The sequence below is a fragment of the Burkholderia sp. A2 genome, from assembly GCF_001729305.1.
GTDB lineage: Bacteria > Pseudomonadota > Gammaproteobacteria > Burkholderiales > Burkholderiaceae > Burkholderia > Burkholderia sola.
Window position 1 is genome coordinate 172,544 of the sequence record NZ_LZXX01000081.1, and the last position, 19,664, is coordinate 192,207.

Annotated in this window: 15 protein-coding genes; 1 reads left to right on the forward strand and 14 read right to left on the reverse strand. The window is 65.4% G+C overall.

Features of this window, described 5'->3' with window-relative positions:
- Window positions 1-83: 83 nt before the first annotated feature.
- The 9 genes from A9Z05_RS35970 to A9Z05_RS06730 form a co-directional block, all read right to left on the reverse strand.
- The gene (locus A9Z05_RS35970; RefSeq protein ID WP_256121872.1) at window positions 84-233 is read right to left on the reverse strand and encodes a hypothetical protein; all 150 of its coding nucleotides are present in this window, start codon (window positions 231-233) and stop codon (window positions 84-86) included.
- An 80-nt stretch (window positions 234-313) separates the two neighbouring features.
- Window positions 314-823 (reverse strand): SMI1/KNR4 family protein, encoded by a 510-nt coding sequence (locus A9Z05_RS35975; protein WP_141723382.1) that lies wholly within the window; start codon window positions 821-823, stop codon window positions 314-316.
- Window positions 820-5,121, reverse strand: a complete 4,302-nt coding sequence (locus tag A9Z05_RS06700) for an RHS repeat-associated core domain-containing protein (RefSeq protein ID WP_256121873.1) — start codon at window positions 5,119-5,121, stop codon at window positions 820-822. Before A9Z05_RS06700 ends, A9Z05_RS35975 begins: the two co-directional genes overlap by 4 nt.
- The gene (locus tag A9Z05_RS06705) at window positions 5,118-5,582 is read right to left on the reverse strand and encodes a DcrB-related protein (protein WP_069617392.1); all 465 of its coding nucleotides are present in this window, start codon (window positions 5,580-5,582) and stop codon (window positions 5,118-5,120) included. Before A9Z05_RS06705 ends, A9Z05_RS06700 begins: the two co-directional genes overlap by 4 nt.
- 17 nt (window positions 5,583-5,599) lie before the next feature.
- Window positions 5,600-7,738 (reverse strand): type VI secretion system Vgr family protein, encoded by a 2,139-nt coding sequence (locus A9Z05_RS06710; RefSeq protein ID WP_069617393.1) that lies wholly within the window; start codon window positions 7,736-7,738, stop codon window positions 5,600-5,602.
- A gap of 133 nt (window positions 7,739-7,871) precedes the next feature.
- On the reverse strand, window positions 7,872-9,842 hold the full coding sequence (gene tssF / locus A9Z05_RS06715) for a type VI secretion system baseplate subunit TssF (protein ID WP_371090685.1): 1,971 nt from the start codon (window positions 9,840-9,842) through the stop codon (window positions 7,872-7,874).
- A 191-nt stretch (window positions 9,843-10,033) separates the two neighbouring features.
- Entirely contained in the window at window positions 10,034-10,543 is a 510-nt protein-coding gene (locus tag A9Z05_RS06720) for an OmpA family protein (RefSeq protein WP_069617395.1), read from the reverse strand.
- A gap of 86 nt (window positions 10,544-10,629) precedes the next feature.
- Window positions 10,630-11,898, reverse strand: a complete 1,269-nt coding sequence (locus A9Z05_RS06725; protein WP_069617396.1) for a diguanylate cyclase domain-containing protein — start codon at window positions 11,896-11,898, stop codon at window positions 10,630-10,632.
- Entirely contained in the window at window positions 11,895-12,602 is a 708-nt protein-coding gene (locus tag A9Z05_RS06730) for a YfiR family protein (RefSeq protein ID WP_069617397.1), read from the reverse strand. Before A9Z05_RS06730 ends, A9Z05_RS06725 begins: the two co-directional genes overlap by 4 nt.
- Before the next feature lie 582 nt (window positions 12,603-13,184).
- On the opposite strand from A9Z05_RS06730, the gene A9Z05_RS06735 reads away from it, so the two are divergent.
- Window positions 13,185-14,426 (forward strand): FAD-binding oxidoreductase, encoded by a 1,242-nt coding sequence (locus A9Z05_RS06735; RefSeq protein WP_069617398.1) that lies wholly within the window; start codon window positions 13,185-13,187, stop codon window positions 14,424-14,426.
- A gap of 52 nt (window positions 14,427-14,478) precedes the next feature.
- Here the strand turns inward: A9Z05_RS06735 and A9Z05_RS06740 are convergent, their stop codons facing one another.
- The 5 genes from A9Z05_RS06740 to A9Z05_RS06760 form a co-directional block, all read right to left on the reverse strand.
- Window positions 14,479-15,624, reverse strand: coding sequence for an alpha-hydroxy acid oxidase (locus A9Z05_RS06740; RefSeq protein ID WP_069617399.1), 1,146 nt, complete (start codon window positions 15,622-15,624; stop codon window positions 14,479-14,481).
- Window positions 15,625-15,806: 182 nt separating this feature from the next.
- Entirely contained in the window at window positions 15,807-16,574 is a 768-nt protein-coding gene (locus A9Z05_RS06745; protein ID WP_069617400.1) for a FadR/GntR family transcriptional regulator, read from the reverse strand.
- 67 nt (window positions 16,575-16,641) lie between these two features.
- Window positions 16,642-17,532, reverse strand: a complete 891-nt coding sequence (locus tag A9Z05_RS06750) for an amidohydrolase (protein ID WP_069617401.1) — start codon at window positions 17,530-17,532, stop codon at window positions 16,642-16,644.
- A 64-nt stretch (window positions 17,533-17,596) separates the two neighbouring features.
- Window positions 17,597-18,538, reverse strand: a complete 942-nt coding sequence (locus A9Z05_RS06755) for an ABC transporter substrate-binding protein (protein WP_050012448.1) — start codon at window positions 18,536-18,538, stop codon at window positions 17,597-17,599.
- Window positions 18,539-18,609: 71 nt separating this feature from the next.
- A complete protein-coding gene (locus A9Z05_RS06760; RefSeq protein WP_069617402.1) occupies window positions 18,610-19,647 on the reverse strand; it encodes an ABC transporter permease in 1,038 nt (345 codons plus the stop codon).
- Window positions 19,648-19,664 lie beyond the last annotated feature (17 nt).

Below are 19,664 nucleotides of genomic sequence, written 5' to 3' on the forward strand. Positions count from 1 at the left end.
AAACCCACAACTCATTGATCCACCCCAAGCGGAGACCGCTGCTTATCTCAGAACAATCCGAGATAACCATCTCGCGCGGCATATTACCCCTCAAGAAAATCAAATCCTAAATCGTCGTAGGTGTGTGCGAGCCAGCCGGTCGGCGTGTATTCCTCGACGACTTCTCCGCGCGCGTCGTATTTCAGGCTGACGCGATTCTTCAGCGATAGTCCGCGCGCGGCGAGCGTGTACAACTCGGCCGATGTGATCCGGCCCGCCTTGTCATACAGGCATGCAACGCTGGTGCATTACATGCGATATCGCCTCGCCCAAATTAGCGACTTCCCTTTGGCGGCTCCCAATATTTAGCCCCCTGCGAGTTCGTCAGCCTCTCCAAAAAATCCTCAAGAGAATCCGCCACTTTCGGCCAGTCGCCTCTATGATCCAAAGGTAAAGCGACGTAAACAGCACCAACGGAATCCATCAGAAGCAAATCGGAATCCCCATAAAAACGGGCGAACACAATATCACTATCCAGAAACTCTCGGCTCCTTATCTGCTTTTGCTTCGCCGTTTCTTCGACTGCCCCTTGAGGTGACAATATCTCAACACCCCATTGCCCATACTCATCATCCTTGAATAAATCTGCTCGCCCGGATATTTTCCAAAACTGCGTGAGCTCACACGCAGAATCCGGAATACCATCCATTGCCACATCACCAGCAACGCCATCAGAAAAATCGGATCTCAATAAAAACGGACACTCCTGACCAAAATGAACAGCCCTTCTCGAAACGGACCAATCCGATTTCATTTTCCCAACAAGAATACTCAATTTATTCATAATCCGTCAAAATCTCTCCAGAATGCATTGAACAATTCCTGATGGCTTTTCCGCTGAACCGGCACCAAATTCCAGAAATCATTGTTACCACCAAATTCCCTTGGTTGAATATGATGTATATCGTACTCAGCCCATCCCCCTCGGGGCGTTGAATATCCTCGGTCGTACCATTCCTTAATGAAATTTCCTCGCTCGGTCGCGCCCCACGAAACCCGATCTGCAACAGGAACTTTCCCTCCTATTCCACTGGGGAAAGGGATACTACGTCCAGTTCTCGGGTCCACTACCTCCGGATACAAATTGAGCATACCGCGAATACGACTAGCCAAACTCGAGTTTGACGGTTTGGCTCGAGGCGTTTCTCCACAGGAGAGTCCCAGCGGATCAACCCATCCAAGCGAGTTGGGTGCATACGCATAGAAGTTCACCCCTCCCATCAACCCGATCGGATCCGGGCTGATGAACCGCCCAATATCCGGATCGTAGAACCTGAAGGTGTTGTAGTGCAACCCAGTTTCACGATCCAGATACTGCCCCTGGAAACGCAGGTTCTGCGGTCGCCGTGCATGTATCGACGTCGGCGCGGCCACCGACACTTCACCCCAGGCGGCCGCCGACCGCTGCGGCGCTCGCGCAACCCACTCCTCCTGCACCGCATTGCCCCACACCTTATAGCGCGCCTGCCAAACCAGCTCGCCCCCAGCGTCAGTCAGTTCCTCCGGCAGCCCAGAAACATCGTTGTGGAAGTAATAAACCGCATCCCGTACATCCGCATCATTAGCCGCCGCCTTCCCCTGATCGATCCGAGCAAGCGGCACATAACTATTAGACTCGTACAAGTACGTCAGCGCTTCCTCGCCCTGGCGATCGTGATACGTCTCCTGCACCAACCGCATGCCGTCCCACAGGAAATCCGTACTCGCATAACTGCCGTTGAGCTTCCGAATCCGCCGGCCGAACGCGTCGTACTCGAAATGCGTTGTCGCGATGCCGAGCCGGTCCTTCGTCACGACGGTCTTGAGCTGGTTCCAATCGTCGTATTCAAGCACCAGTTCTTTAGCCGGCCCATGCCCACTCAGCTTGCGAACCAACCGCCCATACACGTCGTACTCGAAGCGCTTGTCCTCGAACACCTTGAGCCGATTGTGCTCGACGTAGCCGCCCGGGTGATCGCTCGACACCAGGTTGGCCGCCGCATCCCAGCGAAACACTTCCGACGGCAGTCCCGGCCCTGTCGCCTGTTCGATGCGCCCCGTCGGGTCATACCGATAGCTCGTCGTGCCGTAACGCTGATCGCGCTTCTGGATCACGTCACCTGCGGCATCGTATTGCCACTGCTTCGCAAGCAATTCGCCGCCCGCCGTACCTCGCTGCGCAGTTTGCCGCGCACGGCGCCCCACCGCGTCATACCCGAAGTGACTCGTCAGCTTGCCCTGCGTCCGTAGCACCTCGCGATGGAGATCGTCCCGTTCGATGTCCGCAACCGCGGCACCATCGAAACGAATCTGATGCACATGCCCCGAACCGTAATGCAGCCAATCGATCGTACGCTCGCCGGAAATCGTCGTGCTGACCCGATTGCCAAGCTCGTCGTAGGTGTGTGCGAGCCAGCCGGTCGGCGTGTATTCCTCGACGACCTCACCACGCTTGTCGTACTTCAGGCTGACGCGATTCTTCAGCGCTGGCCCGCGCGCGGCGAGCGTGTATAACTCGGCCGATGTGATCCGGCCCGCCTCGTCATACAGGTATTCGCAACGCTCGTGCGCGGCTTGCTTCGCCGTCAACCGCCCGACCGCATCGCGCTCGTATCGCGTCTCGATCTGCCCATCGCGCACGATCGTGCCTTGACCGCACACGTCGTACCCGTACGTACGCTTGTGGCCATCAAGACCGATCTGCGCGGAAACCAGATCGCGACGATCATACTGAAAGCGATACGTCTCACGGTTCTCGTTGGTCAAGCTCGCCAACCGGAACGCATCGTCATAACCGAACCGCACGATACGATCAGCCGCATCCGTGCGTGCCAGCAACAATCCACGCGGATTGAGCTCGTAACGCGTGCTGCGCTGATTCGCATCAATGACCTCAACGAGACGTCCCGCCGCGTCGTACCGAAACGTCTGACGCGCACCATCAGCCGTCCCGATCCCCGTGACCCGCCCCATCGCATCCGCTTCGTACACGGTGGCATGGCCGGCGGCATCCGTCACCCGAGCGAGCGCACCGCGTGCGTCATAGGCAAACCGCGTGACCTTGCCGGAACAATCGGTATACGACGTCAACTGCGCCCGGCCATTCCATTCGAGGAACTTATAGCCGCCACGCGCATCGCGAATCGTATGCACGAGCCCGCGCTCGTCCCGGTAATACTCGGTCGCGGAACCCACCGGATCGCGCGTCATCGTCAGGTTGCCGCGCGCGTCGTAACGATAAATCCATCGCGCGTTGGTCGGATCGATTTCCGCAACCGGCAGATCGTAGTGCCCGTTCCATTCGGTCCGCTCGACCTGGCCAAGCGCGTCGATCCGCTGCGTCTGCCGCCCGCGCTCGTCATATTCGAAGCGAGTGACATGGCCAGCCGGATCGGTCGTGCTGACCAACTGCCGCATCGCGTTCCATTCGAACTGCCATACGTTGCCCTCGGCATCCGTATGGCTCGTCGGCTGCCGATCCTCGTTCCACGTCCATTGCGTCACGCGCCCGATCTGGTCGGTGATCGTCACCGAACGCTGCGCAAGGTCCGCGTCGAACGTGTACGCTTCGCCGTCGTCGGTCCAGTGGCGCACGACACGCGCGTCGCGGCCGACGCCGTTCCACGCGTAAAAGCACTGTAGTCCGCCGGGCAGCGTATGCCGTGTCATCAGGCCGTGTTCGTAGCCGAAATGCCGCCCGGTATGGCCACTGCGATCGGTGACCGATGCGAGTTCGCCGGCGCGCGTATAGCCGTAACGAACCAGAATCTCGGGCAATTCGCCATCGACGCCGCGTGACAGTTCAATCGATGCGACGCGTCGCGGATGCTCCGGATCGTAATGCAGCGTCAGCACCCGGCCGGCGCTATCGTGAAGCCGAACCGGCCGCACCCGTTCGCCGACACTCGCACGCTCGACCTCGATCCAATTGCCGTTTCGGTCCTCGATCCGCCGAAGCTCCAGTGTTTCAGCATCCGACGCCGGTGCCCGGGCCGGGCCGAAATCGCGATACAAGCCATCGACCGTTTCGACCACATAGTGCCCGCCGGCGGTACAAATCAGGTAAATGCCTTCAGGCACGCTGAAATGACTTTCACCCGGCGGCACCGCCGGAAACTCGATGTCGCGCCCCTGTTCGTCCCAGTACGTGATCGACGTGACGACGCCGTTCTCCCGCGCCAACCGCAACTCGACACTGATCGGCACGCTCCAGCCAGCACCGAACAGGCCGTCGGCGCGATCGTCGTGGCTGCTGTAAAAACGCCGCCAGACGATTGGCAGCGGGCCCGGCAACACGAAGTCGGTATCGTCGCTGCCGTCGAGAATCTTGCCGCCGGTGATCACGTTGACGGGATGGCCGGCCGACGGCTGCATCTTGCTGCCGAGCCATGTGCCGAATATGCCGGCCGCGAAGTTCATCGCGAGACACGGCAGCTTGCCCTTGACGAAATCGCCCCAGCTTCCCTTGCCTCGACCGCAGAGCGCAAGCGCGATACCGATCGCCGCGCCGAGTCCGGCGACCCACGGCCGCGCTGCACTGATGTCGCGCACGGTCTTCGTGCCGCCGCCGAAGAAAACGTCCGGCGAGCCCTTCGAGATCGTGCCGTCACAGGTGGTCTTGTCGTCGACCCGCGCCGCGGGCAGATCGTTGATGAACACCACGTCGGACCCTTGCGCGACGAATTGCGGGCCGGGATGATCGCTGCACAGGACCGGATCCATGTCCGCGCCGTCGGCCGCGCGCGCGGCCGGCTTCCCGTTGATGAACACATCGGGCGAGCCGTTCTGGATCGTGCCTTTCTCCTCGGGCGGGGAAATGGCATTGCCGAGCCCCTTCGCGGCCTCGTCGATCTTGTCGTTGAGGCCCGAGCCCTGCATGTAGGCGGCCACGCCGACGCCGATCGCGAGCACGATCGGCGTCGCCAGCCCGCCCGTGCCGATTTCGAGCGCACCCAATGCACCGAACACGAGTCCTTCCGCTATCGTGGTCAGCGCCCATCCGATCCCCAAGCCACCCAGCAGCGACCCGCCCATGCCGAGCAGGTCGCCCGCGAGCGTCGTGTGGGTAAAGGGATCGTCCTTACGAGCGGCCGGCTGACTCATGGGCGGTCGGCATCCGAAACCAGCGTGGGCGCAACCGGGCGAAGCTGGAAGCTCTCCAGCATGCGCGCGGCCAGCGCACGTTGTTCGTCGTTGAGCGGCGCGGCATTGGTCAACGTCATCACGATGACCTGCCCGCCGGCATCGAGCCGAAACGCCGTCTGCATCTGATGAAACGTGCGGCCGTCCTGTTCATGCGTCGATTCCGTCTGCACGCCGGGGCATTCTGCCCGCCCGACCGTCACCGGGCGTCGCGACTGCACGTTCAGATTCTGCGCGGTGCGCGACGCCTGCGCCCATTCGCGCTCGACGAACGCGTCGATCGACTCCTGCTCGCGCAACCGGCCGCGGGACACGACGAGACTCAGCCCGCCCGGGCCGACGGGAAGAATCAGCATGTTGACGGTGCGATCAAGCGCCGCGTCCGGCAATTCGAAGGTGCCTTCATGGATTGCGTAGTGCATGGCTGGTTTCGTTCGAGTTATTTGTTGAGATCGATGCGCTTGCCGTTGACCATCACGCCGTCGTCGGTCATCAGGATCACGGAGCCGTTGTGCTCCAGGCGGATGCCTTCCGGCGCGAGCGAGATCGAGCTGTTCTGCACCTTCAGCAGGATGCCGCGCTCGGCCATGTAGACCTGCGTGCCGCCGCCTCCGTCCTTCGCCGGCGTCGTCACCTCGACGATAGTCGCCGTGGTGCTGCGCTTCTCGGCGATCGTCTCGGTCAGGTTGCCCTGCGGAATCTGCTTTTCTTCGCTGCCCGTCGCCACGAGGACGGTACGCATCGGCCCGAACACCTTGTGCGTCTCGTTGTTCTCGACGACGGTGTTCATGTCCTTCTGCGCATGCATGAAGAATTCCTGCATGCCGTTCGTGTCGGTCATGCGGATCTCGTTCGACCCCTGCCCCTTGTGCGTCTGGCTCTTGATCCCCATCGTCTGCCCGGCCGCGCCGTGATACGGATTACCCTGCTCGCCGTTGAACACGCGGCCGACGATCACCGGGTTATCCGGATCGCCCTGATTGAACGCCACCAGCACTTCCTGCTTGATCCGCGGGATCGCGGCCGCGCCCCAGCCGTCGCCCGCCCACGGTTGCGACACACGTACCCACATCGAATCGGAGCCGTCCTTCTTGCCGCGCCGGTCCCACGGGAAATGCACCTTCACCGCGCTGCCGTTCGTATAGATTTCCTCGCCCTTCGGCCCAACGACGATCGCCGATTGCGTGCCGTGAATCACCGGCTTCGGCGTCGCGCGCGGCGCACGGTACGGAATCTTCTTCGGCAGCAGCGCGAAGCTGTTGCGGTACGGCAGCTTCGCGCTGTGCTGCGTGTAGTCGTTCACGGCCTCGTGACGCACATGCAGGATCACGTATTCCTGGTTGTTTTCAAGCACGGGATGATTCGCGACGGTCACGGCGCCGGCCGTGGTCATGCGCCACGCGTAGCCGCCGCCGGTATAGCGATGGGCTTGCGCCTCCTCGGCCTCCATCGCGAAACGCGCATAGCGGTTGCCGTCGTCGCCATGGTCGTACAGCGACTGGTGCTCGAACCGCTCGGTCGCATCGAGCCGCGCGTGCTTGAGGTTTTGCGGGCCGGCCTCCACGAGCATCAGCGGCGAAGACGGATTCTGGTGATTGAAGTCGCGGAACGTGACCTTGCCGACGCCGAAACGCCGGCCTTCGTGCAACTGGTCGATGCCGCTATCCTCGCTCGCCTCGGTCGCGGCGAACGGCACGGTGGCGAGCCCGTCGATCGGGCGGAACAGCAGGTTTGTATCGCCGATCACGAGAAAGTGCTTGTCCTTCTCGTAACGATGCGTCCACACGAGCCCCTCCTGCTCCATCAGCCGCGCGCAGAAATTGTAGTAGCTCTCCTGGTACATCACGACGTACTCGAGCGGCTTCTGGCTCGTCCGGATGTCGAACGTGAAATCGGAAAAACCGTGTTCCTGGAAGATCTCGGTGAGGATGTCCTGCGCGGTCTTGTTCTGGAAGATCCGGCAGTCGGTCGAGCGCGTGAGGAACCAGAACCACGGCACGGCCGTCAGGTGGTATTGCGTGACGTTCCCGGGGTTGCCGGCCCGATCGAACGACGCCACGTAGCCGTCGAAGTAGCGATCGTTGTCGCCCGCGCCCGACGCCACGACGCGTTCGAGCGTCGACAGGCGCGCCTGCTGGTCGAAGCGGATCTTGACCTGCTGGCCGATCAGGTCCTCCGGGCGCAGGTCGTGGCGATGCGACAGCAGGTCGAGGTGGATTTCCGGCAAGCGGTTCACGTGCTCGTCGACGACGGCCGCGCTGACCAGCAGCACATCCGGGCCGAGCGGCGTGTCGAGCGTGACGTAGCGGTTGAGTTGGGTCAGGCGCGCGGGGTTGGCGGCGCCGTTGATCGCTTCGGCGATGGCGCCGGGTGTCTTCTCCATCAGCGAGAAGCCGGTCTGCGCGAGTTGCAGTGCGCGCTGGACGGTGTCGACGTGCCCGGCCAGCCCCGCGAGCGGCCCGAGGCTGCCGGCCACGCTCGACGCCACCGGGCCGGCGAGGCCCCCGAGCGCGCTCAACGAGCCGAGCGCACTGCCGCCCAATCCACTGGGAATACCCCCGTTCGGAGCGAAACTCATTCTTGTTCCTTGCGTGTGATCTCAGGTTCCATCGGCCGGCTCGCCGGTCCGCGGCCCCGATAATGTAGGGTAAAACCCGGGCGCTTGAAAGACGTGCGCAAACGTTTTCGTTCGAGCCCTGAAAATCGAGAAACTAAACCAGCGGCTGGGTACCCGGACGCGGCGTCCCACGCCGAAGCAGCGCGCCGGTAGCGGCCGAAAGCAGCACGACCTGCACGAAGCTCGTGACCGGCACATGTGGTGCGAAAAACCGGTCCATCACGTGCGCGAACCCGCTGAGGCTGAACCCGGCGAAACGCTGCTCGTCGACGACGAGCCGCACTTCCAGCCCGTGCACGAACGCCGATGCCGGCTTGCCGGGCAGCCAGCACCGCACGCGCGCCGTCGATAGCGACACGAGCGCATCGAAACGCCGGCCGGCGTCGACGGAATCCTCCGCCCAGCGCGCGCAAAGCCGCCTGAGCTGGGTCAGCCCGCCCTTGTCCAGCCGTGTCGCCTGCGGCACGAGGAGCGACAGCAGATCCCATAGCTCGCCGTAGCGGAAAGCGGGAGGCTGGCTCCGCGTCGGCCGGTTCAGCAGCGAAATCGTTCCCACCGGGTCGCCGCTGGGCAACGCCAGCTCGCGCTCACGCATCCCGGACAGATCGCCCTGCGTGCAGGACAGCCGGATCTCCAGCTTGCGATGGCCGGGATCGGCAGGTCGTCCGTCCTGATCGACCAGTGCCAGTTCGACGCCGCGGAGCGACTCGGCAGTGTCGGCCGGGGCTGGTGGCGGAGTCGTCTCCGCCTCCTTGGTTCGGGAATCGACAGGCTCCTTCGGCGCCCGCCGTGCCTCGTCGCGCAACACCGTCCAGAACAATCCGGGACGCATGCCCGTGCCATGCTGCAGCGACCGGAACGGTGCCAGTGTCGACGCGCCCGAGTCGGAAACATGGCGAACGGTGTCGATCGACCAGATGGCCGTGCGCGACACGCCGGCCTGCGCAAGCGCCTTCACCGCGTAATGGGCGCAACCGGCGCGCGTCTCGATCGGCTGGGCGTCGTCGGGAAACAGGTTGATGACCGGCGCACAAAACAGCCGGACGTGGTCGGCCGTTGCGGCGGCCAGGCGTTGGGCGCGATGCGAATCCGGATGCACGCCCGCGATCGCCAGATGGAGCACGACGCGACGGCTGACGCCGGCGCTTCGCTTGATCGCCCGCATGTCCAGATCGACGAAGTCGAAACGCTCCGGCACCGCGCAATACGCCATCAGCAAGTGGAGCGGCCAGAGCGCATCGTCGGGCCGCACGTCGAGCAGCGCATCGGCGGGATCGAAGCCGACAGCCGTGAAGGTCGCGTCCGGCAGACGCTTCCAGCGCGTTGCATCGCCTGCTTCGACGAAGCTCCGGCCGGCAAGAAGCAACGCGGCATCGGTGAGCGCCGCGACGATTTCCCGCGCGCCGGTGAAATGCACGCGCAATCTGTCCGGCACGATGGCGAACGTCTCATTCGGCGCGGTGAGTTCGAACGTGAAGGTCAGCAAACCGGTCGTTTCCGGGGGCAACGCGACGTCGCGCGGCGCGATCGCCGACGTCGTGTAACGCACCGCCGACACATTCAGCGGCGCGATCGCGACATCGTCCGCAATGCGAAATACTTCCTTGCCAATCGGCGCGATCAGCCGATCGCCGCGAGGAACGATGCGCGGCGCGGTCAGTTCGCTGCTGCCGTCGCCATGGAATTGCGCAATCGCGCACGATGGAAACGGGCGCAGGAAAGCGCCGTCGAGCGTATCGAGAAAACTGCCCGTGAACGCAGGCACGTCATCTTCGAGACGAATGTCGTGACACGCCGCCATCAACGCGAACGACTGCAACAGGCGTTCGACGTGCGGATCGTCCGAATGCTCGCCGGTGATCGCCAGCCGAGCGGCTATTTTGGGAAAGCGTTGAGCAAACGTCTGCATCGAATGGCGCAGCAGCGTCATCTCGCGTTCGAAGTGCGGCAACAGATCCTTGGGTTCGATGGCCATACTCGTTCCGTCCGTCGCTGCATGTGCGGATGGCGATGCAGCGTTCAATAAAAGGCGGAACGATTTTATTTGGATGACAGATTGTTTCATTCACAACGAATCGAAAGCGCGTCATTCCGGCGATGACGGACGCAGTCGATGCCCCTCCCGAATGCCGCGAACATCAAGGCTCGCCGCATGCGAACGGTCACTCGCAAATTTTCGCGCCAATGGTGGCGAACCGTTACAACAGGCGGCACAGCTCGCTTGTCAGCGCGTCCACCCACGCACAACGCGTCGCGTCACCTCGGCGAAACCACGATCGCCGCCCGCCGATTCTGCGCCCGCCCGCCTGGCGTCTTGTTATCCCCCACCGGATCGCGCTTCCCTTTCCCGACGATCGTGATCCGCTTCGCATCGAGTCCCACGTCGACCAACTCGACAGCCACGACTTCAGCCCGCCGCCTCGACAATTCGACGTCGTACTTCTCCGTCCCCTCGTTATCCGAATACCCATACACGCGCACGCCGTTGATCCCCGCCGACTGCAACGTCCGTCCGATCCGTTCGACGATCCGCCGGACATCCGGCTTGAGGTTGTACCGGTCGAAATCGAACAGGATCGGCCCGGTCGAGCCGAACTCGAACCCCTGCCCGGTCTCCTGGAACCCGGCCGACTTCAGCGCCGTGACCTGCGTCTGCGTCAGCCCGCGATGAAGCGGCGGCGTCTTGCAGCCCCCCAGCAGCATGCACAGCAGCAGCGCGCTCCCGACGCACATCCGCCCCGTGCTCACAGGAAACGAGTGGTTCATTTCGCATCCCCTTCCATCGCGCCCGCTCCGCAAGCGCTTCTTTTAACCGCCGCCGCGGCCTCGTCCGCGGCGCGAGTCGATCGACATCACACCGGCCCTGCCACGCTCTCCGCCAGTTGCCACGACCCCGGCCGCGCGCGCTTGGCGCGGTACATCGCGATATCCGCCGCGCGCAGCAGGCCGCTCGCGTCCGACGCGTGATCGGGATACAGCGCAACGCCGGCACTCATCATGGTGGCCACCACGCGGCCGTCGGACAGCTCGATCGACGGCGCCATGCCGGACAAAATCTCGTCGGCGATCCGGCACACGCTGCCTGCTTCGGGCACCGTCGCCAGCATCACCGCGAATTCGTCGCCGCCCAGGCGCGCGACGAGATCGGTCTCGCGCACCCGCGTGCGCAGCCGCGACGCGATGCCGATCAGCACCGCGTCGCCGGCGTCGTGGCCGAGACCATCGTTGATCTCCTTGAAGCGGTCGCAGTCGAGATAGAGCACCGCGACCCGCTGCCCGGTCAACGTGGCATCGCACAGCGCAAGCGCGAGGCGCGATTCGAACTGCATGCGGTTGGGCAACCCGGTGAGCGCATCGTGTGTCGCCTTGTGCTCGAGCGACGCGTTCTCGTCGCGCAGCGTGTTCTGCCAGTCTTCGAATTCGTCGAGCAACGCGTTGAAGTCGTCGCCGAGCTGGTTCAGTTCGGCGATCGCCGTCGGCTCGACGCGCCGCGCGAACGCCCGCTCGCGCCGCACCGCGTGCGCGACGCCGGCCAGCGCGCGCAGCGGCGACACGATGTTGCGCAGCAGGCGCTTCGAGCTGACGTACGCGCCGAACACGCTGACGGCGAGGCAGCCGAGAATGCCGCCGACGCCGCCGAGCAGGAAGCCGAAGAACTGGTGCCCGCGCCCGCGCACGACGACGTGGCCGACGATGATGCCGTCATGCATCACAGGCGCGGTGACCGGCCCGGGCAGCGCCACATCGGCGACGGCGCGCTCGAGCCGGGCGACCCCGTTTCCGGCCGGCAACTGCCACGTCGCGAACAGTTGGCCCCTGCTGTCGGTGACGACCACCTGCGCGACGTCCTCGTCGCCGGCGATCATCCCGATCGCCTCGTTCGCCGCGACGCGATCGCCGAACACGAGCGCCGCCTCGACCGTATAACCGAGCGAGCGCGCCAGCAGATTCAGGTTGTTGCCGGCATACGCGCGCAACGCAATCACGGCGACGACGATCAACGACACGGCGGCCATCGTCACGGCGACGAACGCGAGGCGCAGATGCGCGCGGCGCAGCACGCTTTGCAGCGTCGGGCGCGGTGGGCGCGAAGCGGGAACGGGGAGCGCGGATCGTGTCATGGCGCCACCGGCCGTCGTGCGAGATTGAGGACGTTCGGATGCACGCGCACGCCGCTGCGCGCGACCGCATCGAGATTGATGTCGAAGGTGACGCGTTCGCCTTCGACCGTGATGCAGAACATCGCGCCCGCGGTGCAGGACATATCGTGTTCGGCAACGGTCAGCACCGGGCGGCCGGACAGCACGGCCCTGACCCGTGCGCGCTCGTCGTTGCCGAGGGCGCCGAGATACACGACGTCGCACGCCATGCCGAGCGCGGGGTCGTCGAAGCGGATGCGCTGCACGTCGAGCACGGTCGAGCCGGCCTGCAGCGTGTCGGTGAGGCCACCCGCGTAGTCGGGCCTGCCCGTCACGCACAGATGCAGGCGCACGGGCGTCGTCGGCCAGCGCGTGAAGCTGATGATGCCGAGCACCACCTGACGCACGGCGGAGTCGTGTGACGAAAAGGCGGGACCCGTGGGACCGGTCGGCGTGGTGGTGGCGGCAAATTGCACCGTATCGACCGGACGCTCGGCAACCCCGGGCGCGCCGGCGAGGACGGCCGGTATCGCGCTCAGAACGCAAACGATTGCGACAAACGCATGGCGGAACGTGGCGACTCGGCCCTGCTGGCCGGACGCCTTTCGCGCGGCAATTGCCGCCGCACACGCTGGCGTCGATGCGACTGCAAGACTCGCAGCCGCCGCGCACACACTCGCATCCATGATGGAAACATCTGCCGCAGTCGTTCCCGGCCCCGCCTCCTGCCCGCCATGCGCGTGCAGGCACCGTATCACGCGCACGATTCCTTCCATCTTAGGTAAAAATTCGGTTCCCCAAGCAGTGGGAATCACCCGCGAAAACGTCGGAAAGTATGCGGATTCAGCGCGGCTGCCCGATGAGACGGACGCACGCGTCGGCCGACATCGATTCGATCTCGACGTCGGCGAATTGATCGGCTGATTGACCGTCCGCGCACGGCAAACTTCATATGTACTCGCGTGCTGCGCGATCGCGACACGCGCGGCTCCGATCGTCAGCGGCGCCCCGTATGCATGTGCGTGTGCGTGTGCGTGTGCGGACAATTCGATCGTCACGCGCCTCGGAATGCGCGTACCGGCGCAGCGTGCTGCCCACCTCGTCACGGCCAGCGGCGATCGTCGCGCACGGGCCAGCCGCCACGTATCGACCGCGTGCCCCTCTTGGCCCCCCACGCCGGCGCGAGTATGCTTGCGGTTCGAACGATTCCCAACCCGGGCGCGCACCGTACCGCGGGCAAGCGCCCCGCCAACCGTCACTCACCATCGATGGATTTCGACGTCATCGTTCTCGGCGCCGGCATCGTCGGCGTCTCCGCCGCGCTGCACCTGCAGGATCGCGGCCGCAAGGTCGCCCTCGTCGATCGCGGCGCGCCCGGCGAAGGCACGAGCTTCGGCAATGCCGGGCTGATCGAGCGCTCGTCGGTCGAACTGTACCCGTTCCCGCGCAGCCCGTTCACGCTGATGCGCTATGCGCTGAACCGCTCGACCGACCTCTACTGGCACAGCGCGTCGCTGCCCGCGTTCGCGCCGTGGCTCGCACGGTTCTGGTGGGAATCGGCGCCGCTGCGTCACGCGGCGGCGTCGCGCGACATGCTGCCGCTGATCGAGCGCTGCATCGTCGAACACGATGCGCTGATCGCGCGCGCCGGCGCCGGCGAACTGGTCCGCGCGAGTGGCTGGCTCGAAGCGTTCCGCACGCCGGCCGCATTCGAACGCGGCGTCGCGGAGGCCGGCCTCACCGCGCGCCGCCACGGGCTCGGCATCACGCCGCTCGACGCGGCCGCGCTGCGCGCGCAGGAACCGAGCCTCGCCCCGGGCTTCTGCGGTGCGCTGCACTGGCTCGACCCGAAGAGCGTCGTCGATCCGGCCGCGCTCGTCAAAGCGTATGCACACCTGTTCGTGCAGGGCGGCGGCACGCTGCTGACCGGCGACGCCGCGAGCCTGGACGCGCTGTCGCCCGGCTGGCAGGTCCAGACCGACGACGGCCCGGCGGCCGCGCCGGCCGTCGTGGTCGCGCTCGGCCCGTGGTCCGACACGGTGTTCGGCAAGTTCGGCTACACGATCCCGCTGCGCGAGAAACGCGGCTATCACATGCACTACGCGCCGTCCGCGCGCGGCGTGCCGTCGGCGCCGATCGTCGATCGCGAATACGGCTACGTGATCGCGCCGATGCGGCGCGGGCTGCGGCTGACGACCGGCGTCGAGATCGCGCGGCGCGGGCTGCCGCCAACGGGCGTGCAGCTCGAACGCGCGGAACGCGTCGCACGGCCGGTGTTCGGGTTCGGCGAGCGGCTCGACCCGCATCCGTGGCTCGGCTTCCGCCCGTGCACGCCCGACATGCGCCCGGTGATCGGCCCCGCGCCCGCGCATCGCGGGCTGTGGTTCGCGTTCGGACACAACCATCACGGGCTGACGCTCGGCCCCGTCACCGGCCGCCTGCTGGCCGAGATGATGACCGGCGAAGCGCCGTTCACCGATCCGGCGCCGTATCGCGCGGGTCGTTTCTGAGCGCGCGATACCGGCGCCGGCACGAAGGCCCGGCTGGCGCCGAAACCCGTCGTCAGCGAAAGCGAAGCTGATTTCGCCCGAGTTGCGAAACGGACGCGCAGCCCATCAGCCGCATGTCCCGTTCGACTTCCGTGCGCATCAGCTGCAGCGCACGCTCGACGCCGGGCTGCCCGGCGGCGGCGAGCGGAAACAGGTAATAGCGCCCCAGGCCAACCGCCTTCGCACCGAGCGCCAGCGCCTTGAGCACGTGCGAACCCCGTTGCACGCCGCCGTCCATCATCACGTCGATCCGGTCTCCCACCGCGTCGACCACCTCGGCAAGCTGGTCGAACGCGGCGCGCGAACCGTCGAGTTGCCGCCCGCCGTGATTCGACAGCACGATGCCGGTGCAACCGATGTCCACCGCCCGGCGCGCGTCGTCGACCGACATCACGCCTTTCAGGCAAAACTGCCCGTTCCACTCCCGCACCATCGCGGCGACGTCGTCCCACGACATCGACGGATCCAGCATGTCCGTGAAGTAGCGGCTGATCGACATCGCGCCGCCGCCCATGTCGACATGCCGGTCGAGTTGCGGCAAACGGAATCGCTCGTGGGTCAGGTAGTTGACCGCCCAGGCCGGCTTCAACGCGAATTCGGTCAGCCCCGCGAGCGTCAGCCGGAACGGAATCGAGAAGCCGGTTCGCTTGTCGCGCTCGCGATTGCCGCCGGTGATGCTGTCCACCGTCAGCATCATCACGTTCACGCCGGCCTGCCGCGAGCGGTTCATCATTTCGCGGTTGAGGCCGCGGTCCTTGTGGAAGTAGAACTGGTACACCTGCGGGCCCGGGCTGATCGCACGGGCTTCTTCGAGGCTCACGGTGCCGAGCGACGACACGCCGAACATCGTGTCGAATTTCGCGGCCGCGGCGGCGACGGCCCGCTCGCCGTCATGATGAAACAGGCGTTGCAGCGCGGTCGGCGAGCAGTAAACCGGCATGCCGAGCCTCTGCCCCATGACCGTCACCGACAGATCGACATCGCGCACGCCGCGCAGCACGTTCGGCACCAGATCGCAGCTTTCGAACGCGCTCGTGTTGCGTCGATACGTGGTTTCATCGTCGGCCGCACCGTCGATGTAATTGAAGATCGGCCCCGGCAACCGTCGTCGCGCCAGCTCGCGGAAGTCGTGGAAATTGTGGCAATCGTTCACGCGCATTCGTCACACTCCATTCGGCGCACGAGCGGCATGCCGGTGGGTCGGCGCGCGTCGCTCGCATCGCGGCGTTCGTTCGGTCCCGACGGCCGGTGTCCTCGCGCGGTACGGAGGGCGCGTCAGCAGCCGGGAAGCACCGCATCGCGTCCGCCGCTGGCGAACATGCAGAAAATCGACTCGCGCACTCAATCGAGCGCGCGGCCGAAAATGCGGATCACTTCGTCGAGATGCTCGGCCATCGCCCGGCGCGCGGCGTCGGGGTCGCGCGCGCGGATCGCATCGAGGATCGCGCGATGCTCGCGCTCCGACCGGTGCGGCATGTCGTTCGGCATGTACAGCGACTGCAGCCGCTGGAACATCGGGTCGTACTTGTGCGCGAGCAACTGCTTGATCATCAGCGCATACGCGGCGTTGTCGCTCGCTTCCGCGATGCGGATATGGAACAGCCGGTCGCCCGGGTGCGTGAGCGAGCCGCTGCGGTTGTCGTCCTGATTGCGCAGAAATGCTTCGTGAATCCCTTCGATCTGCGCATCCGAGCCATGCTTTGCGGCCAGCGACGCGGCTTCCGGCTCGATCAGCCGGCGCGCCTGCAGCAGCGCGAACGGCGGGATTTCGGTGTCGAGGTCGAGCGCGATGCCGAGCTCCGGATCGATCTCGACGATCGAGAACGGCGCGACCGTCGCGTTGGGCGCCGATGCAGGTTCGGGCGCGGCGGCCGTCTCGGGATGGCGCACCTTCACGCCGTCGCCCACGCGCACGCTGACGAGCCCGTTCACTTCGAGCGCGATCAGCGCCTCGCGCACCGACGTGCGCGACACGCCGAACCGTTCGGCGAGTTCGCGCTCGGGCGGCAGATAGCTGCCCGGCGGAAAATCGCCGGACTCGATCATCGCACTGAGCTTGTCGGCGATCTGCTGGTAGAGGCGGCGGTTCTGAATCGGCTGGATGGACATACGTTGACGCTGGTAATCGGTTTCGTTCCGGACGGCCCGAACATTGCCTGGGCCGTTCGCGCCTATTTTATATGCCGCGCTTCACATCGCCCGGCACCGCGTAGCAGCGCGCGGCCGTGCCGCCCCACAACGCGGCGCGTTCGGCCGCCGACAGCCGCGCTTCGGCCCAGCGTTCGACGAGCGACGCGACCTCGTCGTACGACGCCGCGAGCAGGCACACGGGCCAGTCCGACCCGAACATCAGCCGCTGCGGGCCGAACGCGTCGAGCGCCGCGTCGAGACACTGCTCGATATGCCGGATGTCCTGCGCGCGCAGGCCGCGCCGCCAGTCGGCTTCGGTCACGAGCCCCGACAGCTTGCACGCGACGTGCGGCAGCGCGCCGAGTTCATGCAGCGACGCGCGCCAGCGCGCGAGCGCCGTGTCGTCGCGCGCGAACTCGGCGAGCGCAGGCTTGCCGGCATGGTCGAGCACGAGCCAGTGCGCATCGTGCCGCGCGCAGAACGCTTGCACGTCCGGCAACTGGCGCTCGAACACGAGCACGTCGTAGACATAGCCGTTCGCCTGCAGCCACGCGACGCCGCGATTGAAGCCGGGATCCGCGACGAACGCGCCGACGTCGGCTTCGTCCTGCACCTGATGACGGAAACCGCGCAGCTTCGGGCTGCGCCACTCGGCGACGCGGTCGGCCAGCGCCGGCGCACCGAGATCCTCCCAGCCGACCACGGCCGCGATGCGTGCGTCGTCGCGCGCCAGATCGAGCAGGAACGCCGTCTCGTCGCGCCCGGCGCGCGCCTGCACCGCAATCGACGCGCCGAGCGCCTGCGCATGCATCTGCGGCCACAGTGCGTCGGGCAGGTAGTCGCGCGCGAGCACGCCCATCCCGGGGCCGATCCACGGATAGTCGGCCGCGCGATAACGCCAGAAGTGCTGATGCGAATCGATACGCACTGCGCCCATGATGCCCTCGTGTCCGATCACCGCGGCGGCGACGGCCCGCCTCGCCGCCGCCCGTCCGCCACGTTCAGTCGTACAACACCGCCGCGATCTTCGGATCGTCGATATTGGTCTTGTCGTACCAGTAGAACCCGGTATCGATGACCTTCGGCAGCTTCTCGCCCTTGATCGCCTTCACGGCCGCCTCGACCGTCTTGTAGCCGATGCCGATCGGGTTCTGCGTGATCGCGCCGGCCATCAGCCCGCTGCGGATCGCGTCCTTCTGCTGCTTGCCGGAATCGTAGCCGACGATCACGACCTTGCGCTTCATCTCGCGCACGCCGTTGACCACGCCGATCGCCGAACCTTCGTTGGTGCCGAACAGCCCCTTGAGCTTCGGATACGCCTGCAAGATCGACTTCGTCACTTCGGTCGACTTCAACTGATCGCCTTCGCCGTACTGCACGGTCACGACCTGCACCTTCGGGTGCGCCGACTTCATCCGGTCGAGGAAGCCGTCGCGGCGGTCGATGCCGGTGCGGCTCGTCTGGTCGTGCGCGACCACCGCCACCTGCCCTTCGTCGCCGATCAGCGCGGCGAGCTTGTCGGCGGCGAGCGCGGCGGCCGCCTTGTTGTTGGTCGCGGCCGTCGTCACCGGAATGTCGCTGTCGACGCCCGAGTCGAACGCGATCACCGGGATCTTCTCGGCCTGCGCCTTCTTCAGCAGCGGCAGCGCGGCCTTGCTGTCGAGCGCCGCGAAGCCAAGCGCGGCCGGTTTCTTCGCGATCGCGGCCGACAGCATGTCGATCTGCTTGTCGACCATCGCCTCGGTTTCCGGCCCTTCGAACGTCACCTTCACCTTGTAGTCCTTCGCGGCCTGCGTCGCGCCCGATTTCACGGCCTGCCAGAACTGATGCTGGAAGCCTTTCGAGATCAGCGGGATGTAGGTTTCCTGCGCGTGCGCGCCGGCCGTGACGCCAACGGCGAACGTCAGCCCGACGATCGCGTTCAACACCTTGCTCCTGATCACTTCGCGTCTCCTTTTTTCGTATCGGATGAAATGCCGGCCGAAACCGGCGGTGAAGCGCATGCCTGCGTGTGTCAGCGGCGACGCCGGCGCAGGATGTCCACATAGACGGCGAGGATGATGATCACGCCCGTCACGACCGTCTGCCATTCCTGCGCGACCGACATGATGCGCAGGCCGTTGGTCAGCACGCTCATGATGAACGCGCCGATGATGGTGCCGACGATGCTGCCCGCGCCGCCCGACAGCGACGTGCCGCCGATCACGACGGCCGCGATCGCGTCGAGCTCGTAGCCTTGCCCGAGCGCCGGCTGCGCGGAGTTCAGCCGCGACGCGATCAGCAGCCCGGCGATGCCGCACACCGCGCCGCTGAACGTGTAGACCGCGATCTTCCACGCATCGACGTTCACGCCGGATAGCCTGAGCGCCTCCTCGTTGCTGCCGAGCGCGAACGTGTAGCGGCCGAAGATCGTCCGGTTCAGCACGATCGACGCGCCGATCGCGACGAGGAACAGGATCAGCACCGCGTTCGGAATCGGCAGCGCGGGAATCAGGTTGCCGATCAGCGAATCCTGCGCGATCGACGTGAAGCCCGGCGTGTCGTTGAAGTAGATCGGCCGCGTGCCCGAGATCACGAGCGACAGCCCCTTGAGCAGCATCATCATGCCGAGCGTCGCGATGAACGGCGGCACCTTCATCTTCGCGATCACGAAGCCCGACACGCAGCCGGACAGCGCACCGAAGCACAACGCGGCCAGGATGCCGAGCGGCAGCGGCATCCCCCATTTCGTCAGCACGACGCCGGCCATCACCGCGCAGAACGTCATCAGCGTGCCGACGGACAGATCGATGCCGGACGTGATGATCACGTACGTGCAGGCGACGGCCAGCACGCCGTTCACGGCGGTCGCCTGCAGGATCGACACGAGGTTGTCGACGTCGAGGAAGTTCGACGACGCGAAGCTGAAGAATACGATCAGCAGCACGAGGCTCGCGAACGCGAGCAGCTTCTGCCGCGCGGCCGGGTTGAAGAAGCGCGATTTCAGGCGCGATGCGGCTGCCGGCGTGTCGCCAGTGGCCAGGGGCGGAACGGGATGCGTATCGTTGGACATGATCGTTAGGCGTCTGA